We start from the raw sequence: 13,197 nt of genomic DNA, 5'->3' as shown, positions 1-13,197 counted from the left end.
AATGAAACTTTTGTATGTATTGTTACTATTAGTAACACTTACAACCAGTGCCCAATCCACAACCTTCGGGATAAAGGCCGCCATTAATCTTGCTCAATTTGAAGGGATTGAGCTAATAGGTGATTATAAAAATACACCAAGAATATCTTACGGAGGAGGTTTATTTCTAAACCAGAAGCTTACCGGACATTCAAATCTTCAGGTAGAGGTATTGTATAGTGAGCAAGGAACTGACTTAGATAGTTATGATTTTCCGGGAATGACCTATCAGCTAAATTATGTAGCTACTCCTTTATACTATCGTTTTACATTTAAAAACGAAGGTCAATTTCATATTCTGTTAGGAGCAAGACCTGCAATTTTAGTAAACTCCAAACTAAAAATCACAGAAGATGATGATGAAATGAACATAAGTACTGAAAGTTATTTCTCTGATAACGGATTAGATATTAAGGTAAACGAGTTTGATTTTGCCCTTTCAGGTGGTATTGGAATAGGTAAACCAGATGCTGCTATGTTAAACATCACCTATTCACAGGGAATCATTAACGTATTTGAAGGTGCAGATGCTACAGACAATGTTAAAAACATATTATTGCAAGTAGGCTTTTGCTTTGCCTTTAACTAAAATACATAAGGGAGATTTTTTCTCCCTTTTACTAAATAATCGGGATAAACACGCTGAGACTTGTCTCTTAATAAAAACGAAATTCTTGTAAATACTTCGTGAACGTTCTACTGAGTTTACTTTTTTATCATTTCATAACGTTGCATTACATCCTCAATACTTCGTATGGATTTTTGAGCCCAATCTATTTGCTTGTCTAGTAATTCCTCTGGCAACAATTGCCAAGCTACATCAGAAGCTCGTAAACGTTGTGTAATAGATTGAAGAATAATGGCTACACTTACCGATATATTTAAGCTTTCAGTAAACCCTACCATAGGTATTTTTAAATACCCGTCTGCCTGCTCCATTACTGTATCAGACAATCCATGTCGTTCTGTCCCAAAGAAAAAAGCACTTTTCTGAGCAACATCAAACGCTTCTAAAAGACATGAATCATCGTGTGGCGTAGTGGCTATTATTTTATACCCCTTATTCTTAAGTGATTCAATACACGCATTCGAATTTTGGTATCTATAGGAATCAACCCATTTTTGAGCTCCCATAGCTATATTTTCATCCAATGGCTTTCCAAATTTTTCTTCTACCAAATACGCTTCCTGAATACCAAACACATCACAACTACGTATTACCGCACTGGTATTATGCATTTGATAAATATCCTCCACAGCTACAGTAAAATGCTTTGTTCTATTGGCTAGTATCTCCTGAAACTTTTGGTATCTTTCAGTAGTTATAAAATCTATTAAATAATTTAGTAAATGGGCTTTATCCATTCTAACTGTACTTTAAACTAACAAAAATAAGAGTTTATTTAGTAGAAAATAAATTTATCCTATTTGCTCTAAAAAGCAAAGAGACCGGTACAACCGGCCTCTTTCTTACAATACTATTTATTTTATAAACTATAAGTAGCTTCTAAAAATGTTGATAAGCTAATTAGTTCTCTACCTAATAAATCTTTAAGTTCAGTGGTAGAACCATCAAACTCATTAGCTGCAATACCTAAGCTAAAACCTACAATTACATCAATAGCTCCTTGCGGAACACCAAATCCGGCTAATGTTGCTTTGTATTCTTCTACCTCAGGACTTACATAGGCTATTTCTTTACCAGACAACTTAGATAGCCCCTCAGCAACCTCAGCCATTCCCACTGAAACGTCGCCTCCAAACTCATACACTTTCCCCTCATGTCCATCAGTAGTTAATATTATAGCCCCTGCTTCTGCCATATCAGCTCTAGATGCAAAAGACACTTTACCATCTTGAGCCGGTAGATATACCGCTCCGTTATCAATTACATTTTCTCCTAAAAACAATGGTAATACCTCTAAGTATAACGCATGCTTTAAAATGGTATAATTTAAACCAGATGCTTTTAATAATTCTTCTGTTGTAATATGAGACTCTCCCACAAACCCAATAATAGAATCTTTCTTATCTGTAGCTCTTTGAAAACTTGTATAAACTACATGTCCTACTCCTGCTTCTTTAGCAGCATTCACCACATTTTCATGTTGTTTCATACGGCTTGCAATATCAGAACCAGAAACAAAATACAATTTATCTATACCTTTAAAAGCTGCAACTAATGAAGCATAGTCGTCATAATCTCCCTGAACTACAGTCATTCCCTTTTCTTTAAGATCTTCAACTTTGTTCACATCCCTAGATAATACAGCTATTTCAGAAGCTTCAACTCTGTTTAATAATTCGTTTGCTACGGCTTTTCCTAAGTTACCACTAGCCCCTGTTACTAATATCATAATACAATTTTTTAATTAATAAAATATAGTTACTTACTTTTGGTAAGTCAAAGATAAATGGTAAGTTAACGAAAAACAAGAACATACCTATTAGTAAAACACTTACTAAAAAGTTAGTAATATTGATTTTAAAGATATTAGTTATGGAAAAAAGTATAAATTTTTATAATGTAGCAGAATGCCCGGTACGAAATGTATTAGATAAGATAGGAGACAAATGGTCTTTACTAATTCTTTTGGTTCTAAAAGAGAACGAAGTTTTACGTTTTAATGAAATACACAAAAGTATTGGAGACATTTCTCAGAAAATGCTTTCGGTAACCTTGAAATCGTTAGAAGCAGACGGATTTGTACATAGAAAAGTATATGCAGAAATACCTCCAAAAGTTGAATATACTATTACCCCTTTAGGCACTAGTTTACTACCGCATATAGATGCTCTAGCTAAATGGTCTAAAGAACATATAAACACTATTATGCAAAACAGAGCAGCATACAATAACGAGCTGTAATCGATAATTAAGTTAAACGGTTTTAGAAAATTTATAACGAATTACTATTAATAAACTCCATAAACTTCGGTTTGTATTGTTCTGAAACCGTAATTCGTTGGTCATTAATAATAATCTGACTACGTTCTATCACATCTATATTTTTTAGTGATACAATAAAAGACCTGTGTACCCTCATAAAATCAGATTCAGGTAACTCCTCCTCTAACGACTTTAAACTCATAAGCGTTAAAATAGGCTTTGACTCATTTTTAAGCCAAATTTTAATATAGTCTTTAAGCCCCTCAAAATACAACACCTCATTAAGCTTAATCTTTAATTGCTTATACTCAGATTTCACAAATAAGAATTCTTTTCCTGAGCTAACGGGATTTGTATTTTCTGTTTTTCTTAATAAAGCAAACCATTCTTTGGCTTTGCTAGCGGCATTCAGAAACTCGGCATAATCAAACGGTTTTAACAGATAATCTAAGGCATCCACTTTAAATCCTTCTAAAGCATACTGGTCAAATGCTGTAGTAAAAATAACCCGAGTACTTTTGGGTAACATTTTAGAAAAAGCAATCCCCGTTAAATCGGGCATCTGAATATCTAGGAACAATACATCTATAGGCGTATTGTTTACATACTCCATAGCATCTATAGCATTGCTAAACTTTTGCTTTAAAATAAGAAAAGGAGTTTTCTCTACATAACTCTCTACCAAATTTAGTGCCATAGGCTCATCATCTACAACTATACAGGTAATTTGCATCTTATCCATAAACCTTAATACTTTATATTCAACTTAGCCACATATTTATTATCAATCACCTGATGCATATACTCATGACTATTTGGATATAGTAAGTTAAGTCGTTTTTTTAGGTTATCCAATCCTATTCCTGAGCCACTTTTATCGGCCATGTTTTTAGGGTAATTGTAATTACTAGACGTAAAACTTATTTCTTCTGCATTGATTTTCATTTCAAATTCAATAGTACAATCATTATTTGAAGAAACCCCGTGTTTAAATGCATTTTCCATTAAAGATATATAAAGCAATGGCGCTACGGTAACATCTGGCGATGCAATTGGAAAGCCATAGACCACCTTGGTATTTTCTGAAAGTCGTAACTTCATCAATTCAATATACTTCTCCATAAAATCCAATTCTTTTTGTAAAGGCACTTTCTCTGTATTTGTTTCATATAACAAATAGCGCATCAGTTTACTTAAACTATGAATGGTAGATTTTGCCTTATCAGGAGAGATGTCTACCAGCGAATAAATATTATTTAATGAATTGAAAAAGAAATGTGGTTGCAGCTGATATTTTAAATGTTGCAACTCAGACGCCAACTTAATATTAGCAGCCTCTTTACGTTCTGCTTCGGTTTTAATCCATCGTTCGGTAATTTTTAAGGCTACCGCAAAAATTAAAGGAATTAGAAACGATATAATCTGAACATAAATAAACAGTTTTATTGGTGGCCCTCCGTCTCCATCAGGTGATTTTGGAAAGATATTCTGGAAAAAGGTTTCATTTAGTAAATCTCTAAACCAGATACATAACACAATAATACCAGTATTTAAAGTAATAAATACCGCAAGTCTTTTTTTATCGAATACGAAGGCATTTATTAAGTACAAGTAATTCAAATAGAATATCACAGCATACATGGTTAAAGGAACCCATGAATGACCAATTACTCTAATCATCACCTGTTCAGTACCAGACGAAAGAAGGTATGGAAAGCTAAATAATACAATCCATACCAACACATGAAACAATACAGTTATTCTTTTACTTTTATAGGTAAACATATTATTCGTATCTCAAAGCATTTATTGGGTCTAGTGCTGCTGCTTTTCTAGCAGGATACCATCCAAAGAAAATTCCGGTAACAGCACACACTGCAAATGAAATTATAATGGAGTAACTGGTAACACTAGTAGGCCAATTTAGTATATTTTCTATAAATACCGTAGATGCTAACCCTAAAAGTACACCTAACAATCCTCCTGTTATACTAATGAGTATAGCTTCTATCAAAAATTGCAGTAAAATATCGCGTCCCATACCACCAACAGCCATACGTAAACCAATCTCACGCGTTCTTTCTTTTACCGAAACGTACATAATATTCATAATACCAATACCACCAATAAATAACGAAATACTCGCTATAGCTACCAACAATACCGTTAACATTTCATTGGTTGAACTAAACATAGAAATTAACTCTTCCATTGAAAACACATTGAAATCATCGCTCTGATCTCCTGAAATACCGTGTTGTTTTCTTAAAATATTACTTACTTGTTCTACCGCATCATCGGCTTTTTCTTCACTTATTGCTGAAGCCACAATTGATTGTAAGTAATTAATTGCTAAAATACGTTTTTGAACTGCTGTGTAAGGAGCTAAAATAACATCATCCTGATCTTGACCAAAGGTATTTTCTCCTTTCTCTCCTAATACCCCAATAATTTTAAAAGGTGTATTATCAAAACGTATCATTTTACCAACTGGATCCTCATTTGGAAATAAATTCTCGACAATGGTCTGACCAATTACAGCTACTTTAGCATACGACTTTACCTCATCATTGGTAAACATACTTCCATTTACAATACTAAACTTCTTAATATCTACAAATTCAGGAGAAACCCCATAAATAGAAGTAGGCCAGTTATTAGCCCCATAAATTACTTGTCCGCTTCCTGAAACCTGTGGCGATACTCCCGAAATTAAAGAGGCATCATTTTTAATAGCTTCATAATCGGCCAATTTTAATGACTGCATTTCACCCGCATCAAGTCTAACTCCTCCTCTCATATCTGCTCCAGGTCTTATATTAATCATGTTAGACCCCATACTAGAAATTTGCGTTCTGATACTTTGTTTAGATCCCTCTCCAATAGCAAGCATTGCAATTACCGAGGCAACCCCTATTATAATTCCCAACATGGTAAGCAAGGTTCTCACCTTATTCAACAAAATAGCTTTCCATGCGGTTTTTAATAAATTTAAAATTCTCATCTTAGTCTCCTTTTGGTAGTTCTGCTAATGCTTTGGCAGCATCCTGAACATTCTGGTTAGATTCATCCTTAATAATATTACCATCTTTTAATACAATGGTACGAGAACTAAACGCTGCAATATCTGGTTCATGAGTTACAAATACGATAGTTTTACCGTTTCTGTTAAGCTTCTGAAACAAAGACATTATCTCATAAGAGGTACGAGTATCTAGGTTACCAGTAGCCTCATCAGCCAAAATAACCACTGGGTCGTTTACTAAAGAACGTGCAATAGCTACACGCTGTTGTTGCCCTCCTGATAATTGTGCAGGGGTATGATCTAAACGCTCTCCAAGCCCAACTAATTTCAAAGCTTCTACTGCTCTTTTGTGACGTTCCTCTGTACTTACCGTATTATTGTATATTAGCGGTAGCTCTGCATTTTCAATAGATGTGGTTCTTGGTAATAAATTGTAGGACTGAAAAATGAATCCTATTTTTTTATTTCTGATTCTAGCCAAATCATTACGAGATAACTCTTTTACATCAATCTCATCTATTTCATAAGTCCCTGACGAAGGCTGATCTAAACAACCTAAGATATTTAACATAGTACTTTTTCCTGATCCACTAGATCCCATGATGGTTACAAATTCACCTTCATGAATGGTAAATGAAATTCCTTTTAGCGCATGCACTATTTCATCTCCCATTTTAAAGTTTCTTTTGAGATCCTGAATTTTGATAATTTCTTTTTTCATGATCTAAACTTTATTTTTTACTCTTATTTTTTCCCGGTGGTTTAGGCATAAACGGACTTTCTGCACTTCCTCCCGAAACAGTTTCTTTAGAAGCTTCTATACTATACACCAATTTATCTCCTTCATTTAAACCGCTTTTTACCTGAACATTTACACCATCACTTTCTCCTAATATAACTTTTTGAGGTCTCATTTTCTTACCATCTAATTTCCAAACTACTTTTTCATCACCCGATGTTTCAGGTGTTCTAACTGGCTGTGGGTTTTCAATACCTTCTTGCACTTCATAAGCTTGAACTAAATTTACATCTGGTTGAAAATTAACAGCCTTAGCCTGAATCGTTAATTGATCTTGTAATTCAAGAGTGTAAATGTATACGGTGGCTGTTAAACCCGGCTTTAGTTTTAGGTCAGGGTTCTCTGCTTCAATTACCACCGTATACGTAATTACATTAGAATCTTCAGTATACGCTAAACGTACCTGCGTAACTTTTCCTTCAAACACCGTTCCTTGGTACGCATCTACCGTAAAAGTTACTCGCTGCCCTTCTTCCACTTCTCCTATATCTGCTTCATCTACATCGGCCTCTACCTGCATTTGTTTTAAATCCTTAGCAATAGTGAACAACGTGGGTGTTTCGTAACTTGCCGCTACCGTCTGTCCTTCATCAACCTCTCTAGAAAGTACTACTCCGTCAATAGGGGAATAAATTTCTGCGTAACTTAAATTAGTTTGCGCTTCCTGAAGATCCGAATATCTTTGATCTACTGTATTCTTTGCTGTTTTTAAATTATACAAAGCCTCATCGTAATCTGCTTTACTAATTACGCTGTTCTCATATAAAGACTTTTGTCTATCGAAAATAGTTTGCAAATAATCTCTTTCAGTTACTGCACTATTATAACTTGCTTTAGCTTGTGATAAAGACGTTAATAAGTTAGTCTTATCAATCTCTGCTAGTAAATCTCCTTTTTTCACAACGCTATTATAATCTGCATATAGTTTTGAAATTTTACCTGAAACCTGAGTCCCAACTTCAACTTCTGTAAGTGGCTCTACCGTACCTGTTGCAGTAACCATTTTAGTTACTTCTCCTTTTTCAACTGTTAGCGCTTGAACCGAAATTACAGTCTGCTTTGTGCCTCCAAACATAAAATATGCTCCTCCCGCAATAACAAGTATCACTATAATTATGATTCCTATTTTCTTATTATTCTTTTTCATTTGATTAAAGTTTAATTTGGTCTCCTTGATAAAAATTTAGTAACTGTGTATAAAGTATGTTTAAGTATTTTGCCTGAATATAATTTTGTTGTGCATTTGTAAAAGTGTTTTGACTAACCACTAAATCGGTTGTACTCAATGCTCCCAAATCGTATTTCTTTTGCGCCAACTTATACGATTCTTCTGCTGCATTACTGGCAACTTGGGCTGCTACTAATTGTTCTTGAGAAGACAATGCATTTTGATAAGCTGTTTCTATTTTTTGAAATATTTCCTTTTGAACTGTTTTTTCCTGAATCTCTGATTGTTCTATAGCTAACTTTGCTTTTTGTATGGCAGCCTTTGTTTGACCTCTATTAAAGATTGGAACGCTCAACGACAATCCTACTCGTTGGTTTAAGTTTACATCCATTTGATCTTTAAATCCTAAACTCTGTGTACTCGTATATCCAGATCCTACACTTCCTGTTAATGATAAAGTTGGTAAGTAATCTCCTTTAGCTATATCTAAATCTTTCTCAGAAACCTCAACTCCTAATTTAGCCGCCTGGTACTCAGGCAAAATCCCTAAAGCAGTTTTATAAACAGATACTTTATTTGGTAGTATCGGAGCCGCATAATCTTCAGTATCAGGAGTTACAATATCAAAATCATCAAATGGCGTTAACTCTAATAATTGTTTTAGCGTTAAAATATAAGTAGCATAACTATTCTTAGCATCAATTACATTGTATCTATTGGTAGCTGATTGTGACAAGGCATCTGTATAATCTTGCATAGCAATACTTCCTGCCTCTAAACGAGCCTTAGCTGTTTCCGCTTCTTTTTCTGAAGCCTCTAAGTTTTTCTCTGCTACTAATATTCCTTCTTTAGCATACAAAGCTTGCAAATAAGCCTCTGTTACACTTAAAACAATATTATTTTTTGCCTGCTCTACATAAAATGAATTCTGATTTACAAGTAATTTATTCTGCTTAACGGTATTATTTAACTGATTACCTTGAAATAGTGTAACAGAAGTACTTACCCCTATACTTGTAGCGTGTATTTGTTCGTTTACATAATCACTGGTAATGGGGTCAATAGACTGACCATTGGTCATACTCTGTGAGGCACTACCTGTTAAGTTTGGTAGTTTATTAAATTTAGATGCACTATACGTTACACCTGACGTCTCTTTTGTTAGTTCTGCAGTTTTTACCGTAATATTATTATCAACAGCATACGCCAAACATTCTTCCAAGGTCCAAACTTTAGTGGAACTATTTGGAGTACTATTGGTGTCCTGCGCCTTTACCCAAAAGAACGTAAACATTAATAGTATCGAAAAATATTGCTTCATCTTTGAAATGTGTTTTAGTTTCACAAGTCAAAGGTGCACTACCTTTCCTTATAGATAAAAAAGAATAGAAGTTTAGGGCTTTTGTCTCTACGAAAACTACTTTATTCTCGATGGCAATTTTAGAGCAAGTACCTGTTTCATGGTATTTGTTTTATGAACAGTCTCTTGCCATTCAGCCTCAGGATCCGAATCTTTTACAATTCCGCCACCAACAAACAAATGTAATTCATCTTCTACCATCTCCATACTTCTAAGGTTTACAAAAAGGTGACTACTCACCACAGTTGCTTTATATGCAGAATTCTCTACATTTCTCCTATTTGTATTTCTTTCTACTGTAGTTTTGTTATTCAATTCTCCTAAAAAGCCGCTATAGTAAGTTCTTCTATAGTTTTCATTGTTAAAAATAAATGCTTTAGCCTTTTCTTTTGGTAAACCACATACCGCAGGTGTCGGATGAAGTGCCTCTATAACCTCTTTTAAACCATGATTATTAGATAACCTTCCGCTTATATCTGTTTTTAAATGTAATAAGGTACCAGCTTTATGGGTATGCACATTAGAAACCTCTAAATTACTCAATACCGGTGTAAGTGCATTAACAATAGTATCTGTTACTATTTGTTGCTCCATCTTTTCTTTATCACCCCAGTATACATTTTCTGTATCTACATATTTTTGGGTTCCGGCTAATGCCATAGTGGCTAATTTATTTCTATATATTTTTAGTAATGTTTCAGGAGTTGCCCCTAACCACAATCCCACCTTCGGATGATACCAGCAATAACAAAATGCATTAGGGTACGTATGCAAAATACGCTGAAAGAGCAATAAAGGGTCTTTTTTCTCAGTTTTCAAGACTTCCTTACGAGAAAGTACTACCTTTTTAAAACCTGAATTGGCTGTTAAAGCTTCTACCCCTTTAGCTACCAAGTTTACATGCGCTAAATGTTCTTCTTCAGTAAGTACGGTGTAGGCATTAATAACATCTGTTTCATTATAATTAAAAGTTTCTAATTGTAATTTTTCAGATACTTCTGAAGAAAACAAAACAACTCTTTCACTTAAATTAAAAGGTGCAAAAACAAATCCGCCTTCTGTAAAATCTTTAGTATATTGTAATTCATCATTCAATTGTAAGTATGAATAAACTGCAGATTCCCCTGGTTTTCTGTAAACAACAAATGGTAAGTTAGCTGTATAATGCTCTTTAATTTTATCAAAAAATAATTCCTGCTGCATTACTTCTTTTTTGGTAGTGTTATAGTAGACAATTTACATTGAGAAATAAGTTTCCCTTCCTCATCTACTACTTTAATATCCCATAATTGTGTGGTACGCCCTTTATGAATAAATGATGCAGTTGCATACACCATTCCTTCAACTTTACTTTTTAAATGATTCGCAGAAATCTCAATCCCTCTTATCATATAATTTTTTGCATCAAGAAAAACATAGCACGCTGCACTCCCTACACTTTCTGCTAAGGCAGCTGTAGCGCCACCATGTAAAACACCATCGGGTTGGTGTACCTTAGGTGTTACAGGCATAGATGCTGTTAGTGTTTCTTTTTTTAGGTCAACCGAAACAAATTCAATTTCTAAGGTTTCCATGAGTGTGTTTTCACACATTTTTTTACAAATCAATAAAATAGCTTCCTGAGTCATAATATGTAACTATGGTCTACAAATTTACAAAACCCTTTATTCATTTGTAAATTTGTTTGCAGAATGTTGGTATTCCTTACGTTTTCCCATTATCAAGTTTCAAATCATATAAATAATTTTATTCACAATTATTTTCTATTAATTATTTGAGCCTTTACTTTGCAACATATGGTAAAAAACGAGCAATTATACAGTACTTTAAAAACGTACTTTGGATACGATAGGTTTAGACCTCTACAGGAAGAAATAATTACAAATGTACTAGATGGCCATGACTCTTTGGTAATTATGCCTACTGGAGGCGGTAAATCTATTTGTTACCAATTACCTGCACTGATGCTTACAGGTATTACATTAGTTATATCTCCACTTATAGCTCTAATGAAAGATCAGGTAGATGGATTAAACACAAATGGTATTAATGCAGCCTTCATTAATAGTAGTCAAAGTGAAGCAGAACACCATACTATTTTTGACAAAGTAAAGTCGAATGAAATAAAGCTTCTATATGTTGCTCCTGAAAGTTTATCTTATTTAGAACCTGTATTTAGCACTACCAAGGTAGGATTAATAGCCATTGATGAGGCACACTGCATCTCTAGCTGGGGGCACGACTTTAGACCAGCCTATCAACAACTTGGTTTTTTAAAAAATCGATTCCCTGAAATACCCATAATTGCACTTACCGCTACAGCTGACAAAGCGACCAGAGATGACATTGTTAATCAGCTTAGCATACCTAATGCTAAAAAATACATCTCTTCTTTTGACCGAAGCAACTTAAACCTTACGGTTAAACCAGGGGTTGACAGAATGCAGCAGATAACTAGTTTCTTAGCTGGTCATGAATCGGAAAGCGGTATTATATACTGCTTAAGTAGAAAGGGAACCGAAATGGTAGCTAACAAACTTATTAAAGAAGGTTTTAATGCTATAGCCTACCATGCCGGACTGGGTCATGAAGAACGCGCTACAATACAAGATCAGTTTATTAATGACGAAATAGAGATTATTTGCGCTACCATAGCTTTTGGAATGGGTATAGACAAAAGCAATATTAGATGGGTTATACATTACAACCTACCTAAAAACATGGAAGGATATTACCAGGAGATTGGTCGTGCCGGCCGAGATGGACTACCTTCTGAAACGCTCTTATTTCATAGCTATGCCGATGTTGTACAACTTCGTCAATTTGCAGAAAAGAACTCTAATAGCGAAGTACAGTTAGCAAAGCTAGAACGTATGAAACAATATGCAGATGCTTTAAGCTGTCGTAGAAAAATACTCTTAAGCTATTTTGGCGAATATCTTGAAAAGGATTGTGGCAATTGTGATGTTTGCAAAAATCCACCTACGTTTTTTAACGGCACTATTATTGCCCAAAAAGCACTCTCCTGTATTACCCGTTTAAAAGAACAGGAACCAATAGGTACGGTAATAGATGTTTTAAGAGGCTCTAAAAACAATACGATCCTTAGCAAAGGATACGAACATGTTAAAACCTACGGAATAGCACCCGAAATCTCTTGGACACACTGGCAACAATATCTTATTCAATTAATAAATATGGGGTACGTAGAAATTGCCTTTCATGAGAAGAACAATTTAAAAGTAACCAATCTGGCAAAAGAAGTCTTGTTTAAGGGTACTCACGTAAGACTAACACAACCTACAGATGTTAAACCTACAGAAAGCACCAAGCAACCTTCTAAAAAAACAACTACGCAAAACAATTTATTTGAAAGGTTACGTCAACTACGGCTAAAAATTGCACGAGAAGAAGATGTACCCGCTTATCATATTTTTAGTGATGCCGCATTAAAAGAAATGGAAGCGGAACGCCCAATGAGTGATGATGAATTTATAGAAATTGGAGGTGTTGGAAAACGTAAACTAGAAGCCTACGGGTATCAATTTATAAGTGAAATAATTGCCTTTACTAAAGAGAAAAAAACAAAAGGAAAAGGAAAGAAAAACACCTATAACGAAACACTAAAGTGGTATGAAAAAGGGCTATCTATTGAAGAAATTGCAGAAGAAAGACAATTAAATATTGCTACTATTTACTCACACATTGCTAAGTTATATGAAGAAGATAAACCTGTAGATATTTACAGATTTATTACAAAAAAAGAAGTTTTAAAAGTAAAAGAAGCTAAAGAAATACTTGAAGAACCAACACAACTAAAATCCTATTTTGAGCACTTCCAAGAGTCTATGGATTACTTTACCATTCGCTTAGCACTATCCGTTTTAAAAAAAGAGCAGAACACTTAGTATAAATA

Annotated in this window: 13 protein-coding genes; 3 read left to right on the top strand and 10 right to left on the bottom strand. The window is 34.3% G+C overall.

Annotated elements, in window-relative coordinates; genetic code table 11:
• Position 1: 1 nt before the first annotated feature.
• A complete protein-coding gene (locus tag NBRC110019_RS06590) occupies positions 2-628 on the top strand; it encodes a porin family protein (RefSeq protein ID WP_281753458.1) in 627 nt (208 codons plus the stop codon).
• 116 nt (positions 629-744) lie between these two features.
• On the opposite strand, the gene NBRC110019_RS06585 is transcribed toward NBRC110019_RS06590, so the two are convergent.
• Both NBRC110019_RS06585 and NBRC110019_RS06580 read right to left on the bottom strand, forming a co-directional pair.
• On the bottom strand, positions 745-1,404 hold the full coding sequence (locus NBRC110019_RS06585) for a TrmH family RNA methyltransferase (RefSeq protein ID WP_281753457.1): 660 nt from the start codon (positions 1,402-1,404) through the stop codon (positions 745-747).
• A 122-nt stretch (positions 1,405-1,526) separates the two neighbouring features.
• Entirely contained in the window at positions 1,527-2,396 is an 870-nt protein-coding gene (locus tag NBRC110019_RS06580; RefSeq protein WP_281753456.1) for an SDR family oxidoreductase, read from the bottom strand.
• 143 nt (positions 2,397-2,539) lie between these two features.
• Between NBRC110019_RS06580 and NBRC110019_RS06575 the strand changes: the two genes are divergently transcribed.
• Positions 2,540-2,908, top strand: a complete 369-nt coding sequence (locus NBRC110019_RS06575; RefSeq protein WP_281753455.1) for a winged helix-turn-helix transcriptional regulator — start codon at positions 2,540-2,542, stop codon at positions 2,906-2,908.
• A 31-nt stretch (positions 2,909-2,939) separates the two neighbouring features.
• On the opposite strand, the gene NBRC110019_RS06570 is transcribed toward NBRC110019_RS06575, so the two are convergent.
• The 8 genes from NBRC110019_RS06570 to NBRC110019_RS06535 form a co-directional block, all read right to left on the bottom strand.
• Positions 2,940-3,662, bottom strand: a complete 723-nt coding sequence (locus NBRC110019_RS06570) for a LytR/AlgR family response regulator transcription factor (RefSeq protein WP_281753561.1) — start codon at positions 3,660-3,662, stop codon at positions 2,940-2,942.
• Between the two features lie 14 nt (positions 3,663-3,676).
• Positions 3,677-4,714 (bottom strand): sensor histidine kinase, encoded by a 1,038-nt coding sequence (locus tag NBRC110019_RS06565; RefSeq protein ID WP_281753454.1) that lies wholly within the window; start codon positions 4,712-4,714, stop codon positions 3,677-3,679.
• A 1-nt stretch (position 4,715) separates the two neighbouring features.
• A complete protein-coding gene (locus NBRC110019_RS06560) occupies positions 4,716-5,933 on the bottom strand; it encodes an ABC transporter permease (RefSeq protein WP_281753453.1) in 1,218 nt (405 codons plus the stop codon).
• 1 nt (position 5,934) lies between these two features.
• On the bottom strand, positions 5,935-6,675 hold the full coding sequence (locus NBRC110019_RS06555) for an ABC transporter ATP-binding protein (protein ID WP_281753452.1): 741 nt from the start codon (positions 6,673-6,675) through the stop codon (positions 5,935-5,937).
• Positions 6,676-6,685: 10 nt separating this feature from the next.
• On the bottom strand, positions 6,686-7,900 hold the full coding sequence (locus NBRC110019_RS06550; protein WP_281753451.1) for an efflux RND transporter periplasmic adaptor subunit: 1,215 nt from the start codon (positions 7,898-7,900) through the stop codon (positions 6,686-6,688).
• Between the two features lie 4 nt (positions 7,901-7,904).
• A complete protein-coding gene (locus NBRC110019_RS06545; RefSeq protein WP_281753448.1) occupies positions 7,905-9,242 on the bottom strand; it encodes a TolC family protein in 1,338 nt (445 codons plus the stop codon).
• Positions 9,243-9,338: 96 nt separating this feature from the next.
• A complete protein-coding gene (locus tag NBRC110019_RS06540; RefSeq protein ID WP_281753446.1) occupies positions 9,339-10,484 on the bottom strand; it encodes a chorismate-binding protein in 1,146 nt (381 codons plus the stop codon).
• Positions 10,484-10,909, bottom strand: a complete 426-nt coding sequence (locus tag NBRC110019_RS06535; protein WP_281753444.1) for a PaaI family thioesterase — start codon at positions 10,907-10,909, stop codon at positions 10,484-10,486. The genes NBRC110019_RS06540 and NBRC110019_RS06535 overlap by 1 nt, the downstream gene beginning before the upstream one ends.
• Positions 10,910-11,077: 168 nt before the next feature.
• Here NBRC110019_RS06535 and recQ point away from each other — a divergent pair, with 168 nt between their 5' ends.
• Positions 11,078-13,189, top strand: a complete 2,112-nt coding sequence (recQ, locus tag NBRC110019_RS06530) for a DNA helicase RecQ (RefSeq protein ID WP_281753442.1) — start codon at positions 11,078-11,080, stop codon at positions 13,187-13,189.
• The last annotated feature ends 8 nt before the right edge of the window (positions 13,190-13,197 follow it).

Source organism: Neptunitalea chrysea, assembly GCF_027924145.1.
Classification (GTDB): domain Bacteria; phylum Bacteroidota; class Bacteroidia; order Flavobacteriales; family Flavobacteriaceae; genus Neptunitalea; species Neptunitalea chrysea.
Note: the sequence above shows the minus strand (reverse complement) of the source record. Positions and strands in the feature narration are given on the sequence as shown.

Bases quoted from the DNA above. Each gene is read 5' to 3' on its own strand.
- NBRC110019_RS06590 (WP_281753458.1), top strand. From the start codon at position 2: ATGAAACTTTTGTATGTATTGTTACTATTAGTAACACTTACAACCAGT.
- NBRC110019_RS06585 (WP_281753457.1), bottom strand. From the start codon at position 1,404: ATGGATAAAGCCCATTTACTAAATTATTTAATAGATTTTATAACTACT.
- NBRC110019_RS06580 (WP_281753456.1), bottom strand. From the start codon at position 2,396: ATGATATTAGTAACAGGGGCTAGTGGTAACTTAGGAAAAGCCGTAGCA.
- NBRC110019_RS06575 (WP_281753455.1), top strand. From the start codon at position 2,540: ATGGAAAAAAGTATAAATTTTTATAATGTAGCAGAATGCCCGGTACGA.
- NBRC110019_RS06570 (WP_281753561.1), bottom strand. From the start codon at position 3,662: ATGCAAATTACCTGTATAGTTGTAGATGATGAGCCTATGGCACTAAAT.
- NBRC110019_RS06565 (WP_281753454.1), bottom strand. From the start codon at position 4,714: ATGTTTACCTATAAAAGTAAAAGAATAACTGTATTGTTTCATGTGTTG.
- NBRC110019_RS06560 (WP_281753453.1), bottom strand. From the start codon at position 5,933: ATGAGAATTTTAAATTTATTAAAAACCGCATGGAAAGCTATTTTGTTG.
- NBRC110019_RS06555 (WP_281753452.1), bottom strand. From the start codon at position 6,675: ATGAAAAAAGAAATTATCAAAATTCAGGATCTCAAAAGAAACTTTAAA.
- NBRC110019_RS06550 (WP_281753451.1), bottom strand. From the start codon at position 7,900: ATGAAAAAGAATAATAAGAAAATAGGAATCATAATTATAGTGATACTT.
- NBRC110019_RS06545 (WP_281753448.1), bottom strand. From the start codon at position 9,242: ATGAAGCAATATTTTTCGATACTATTAATGTTTACGTTCTTTTGGGTA.
- NBRC110019_RS06540 (WP_281753446.1), bottom strand. From the start codon at position 10,484: ATGCAGCAGGAATTATTTTTTGATAAAATTAAAGAGCATTATACAGCT.
- NBRC110019_RS06535 (WP_281753444.1), bottom strand. From the start codon at position 10,909: ATGACTCAGGAAGCTATTTTATTGATTTGTAAAAAAATGTGTGAAAAC.
- recQ (WP_281753442.1), top strand. From the start codon at position 11,078: ATGGTAAAAAACGAGCAATTATACAGTACTTTAAAAACGTACTTTGGA.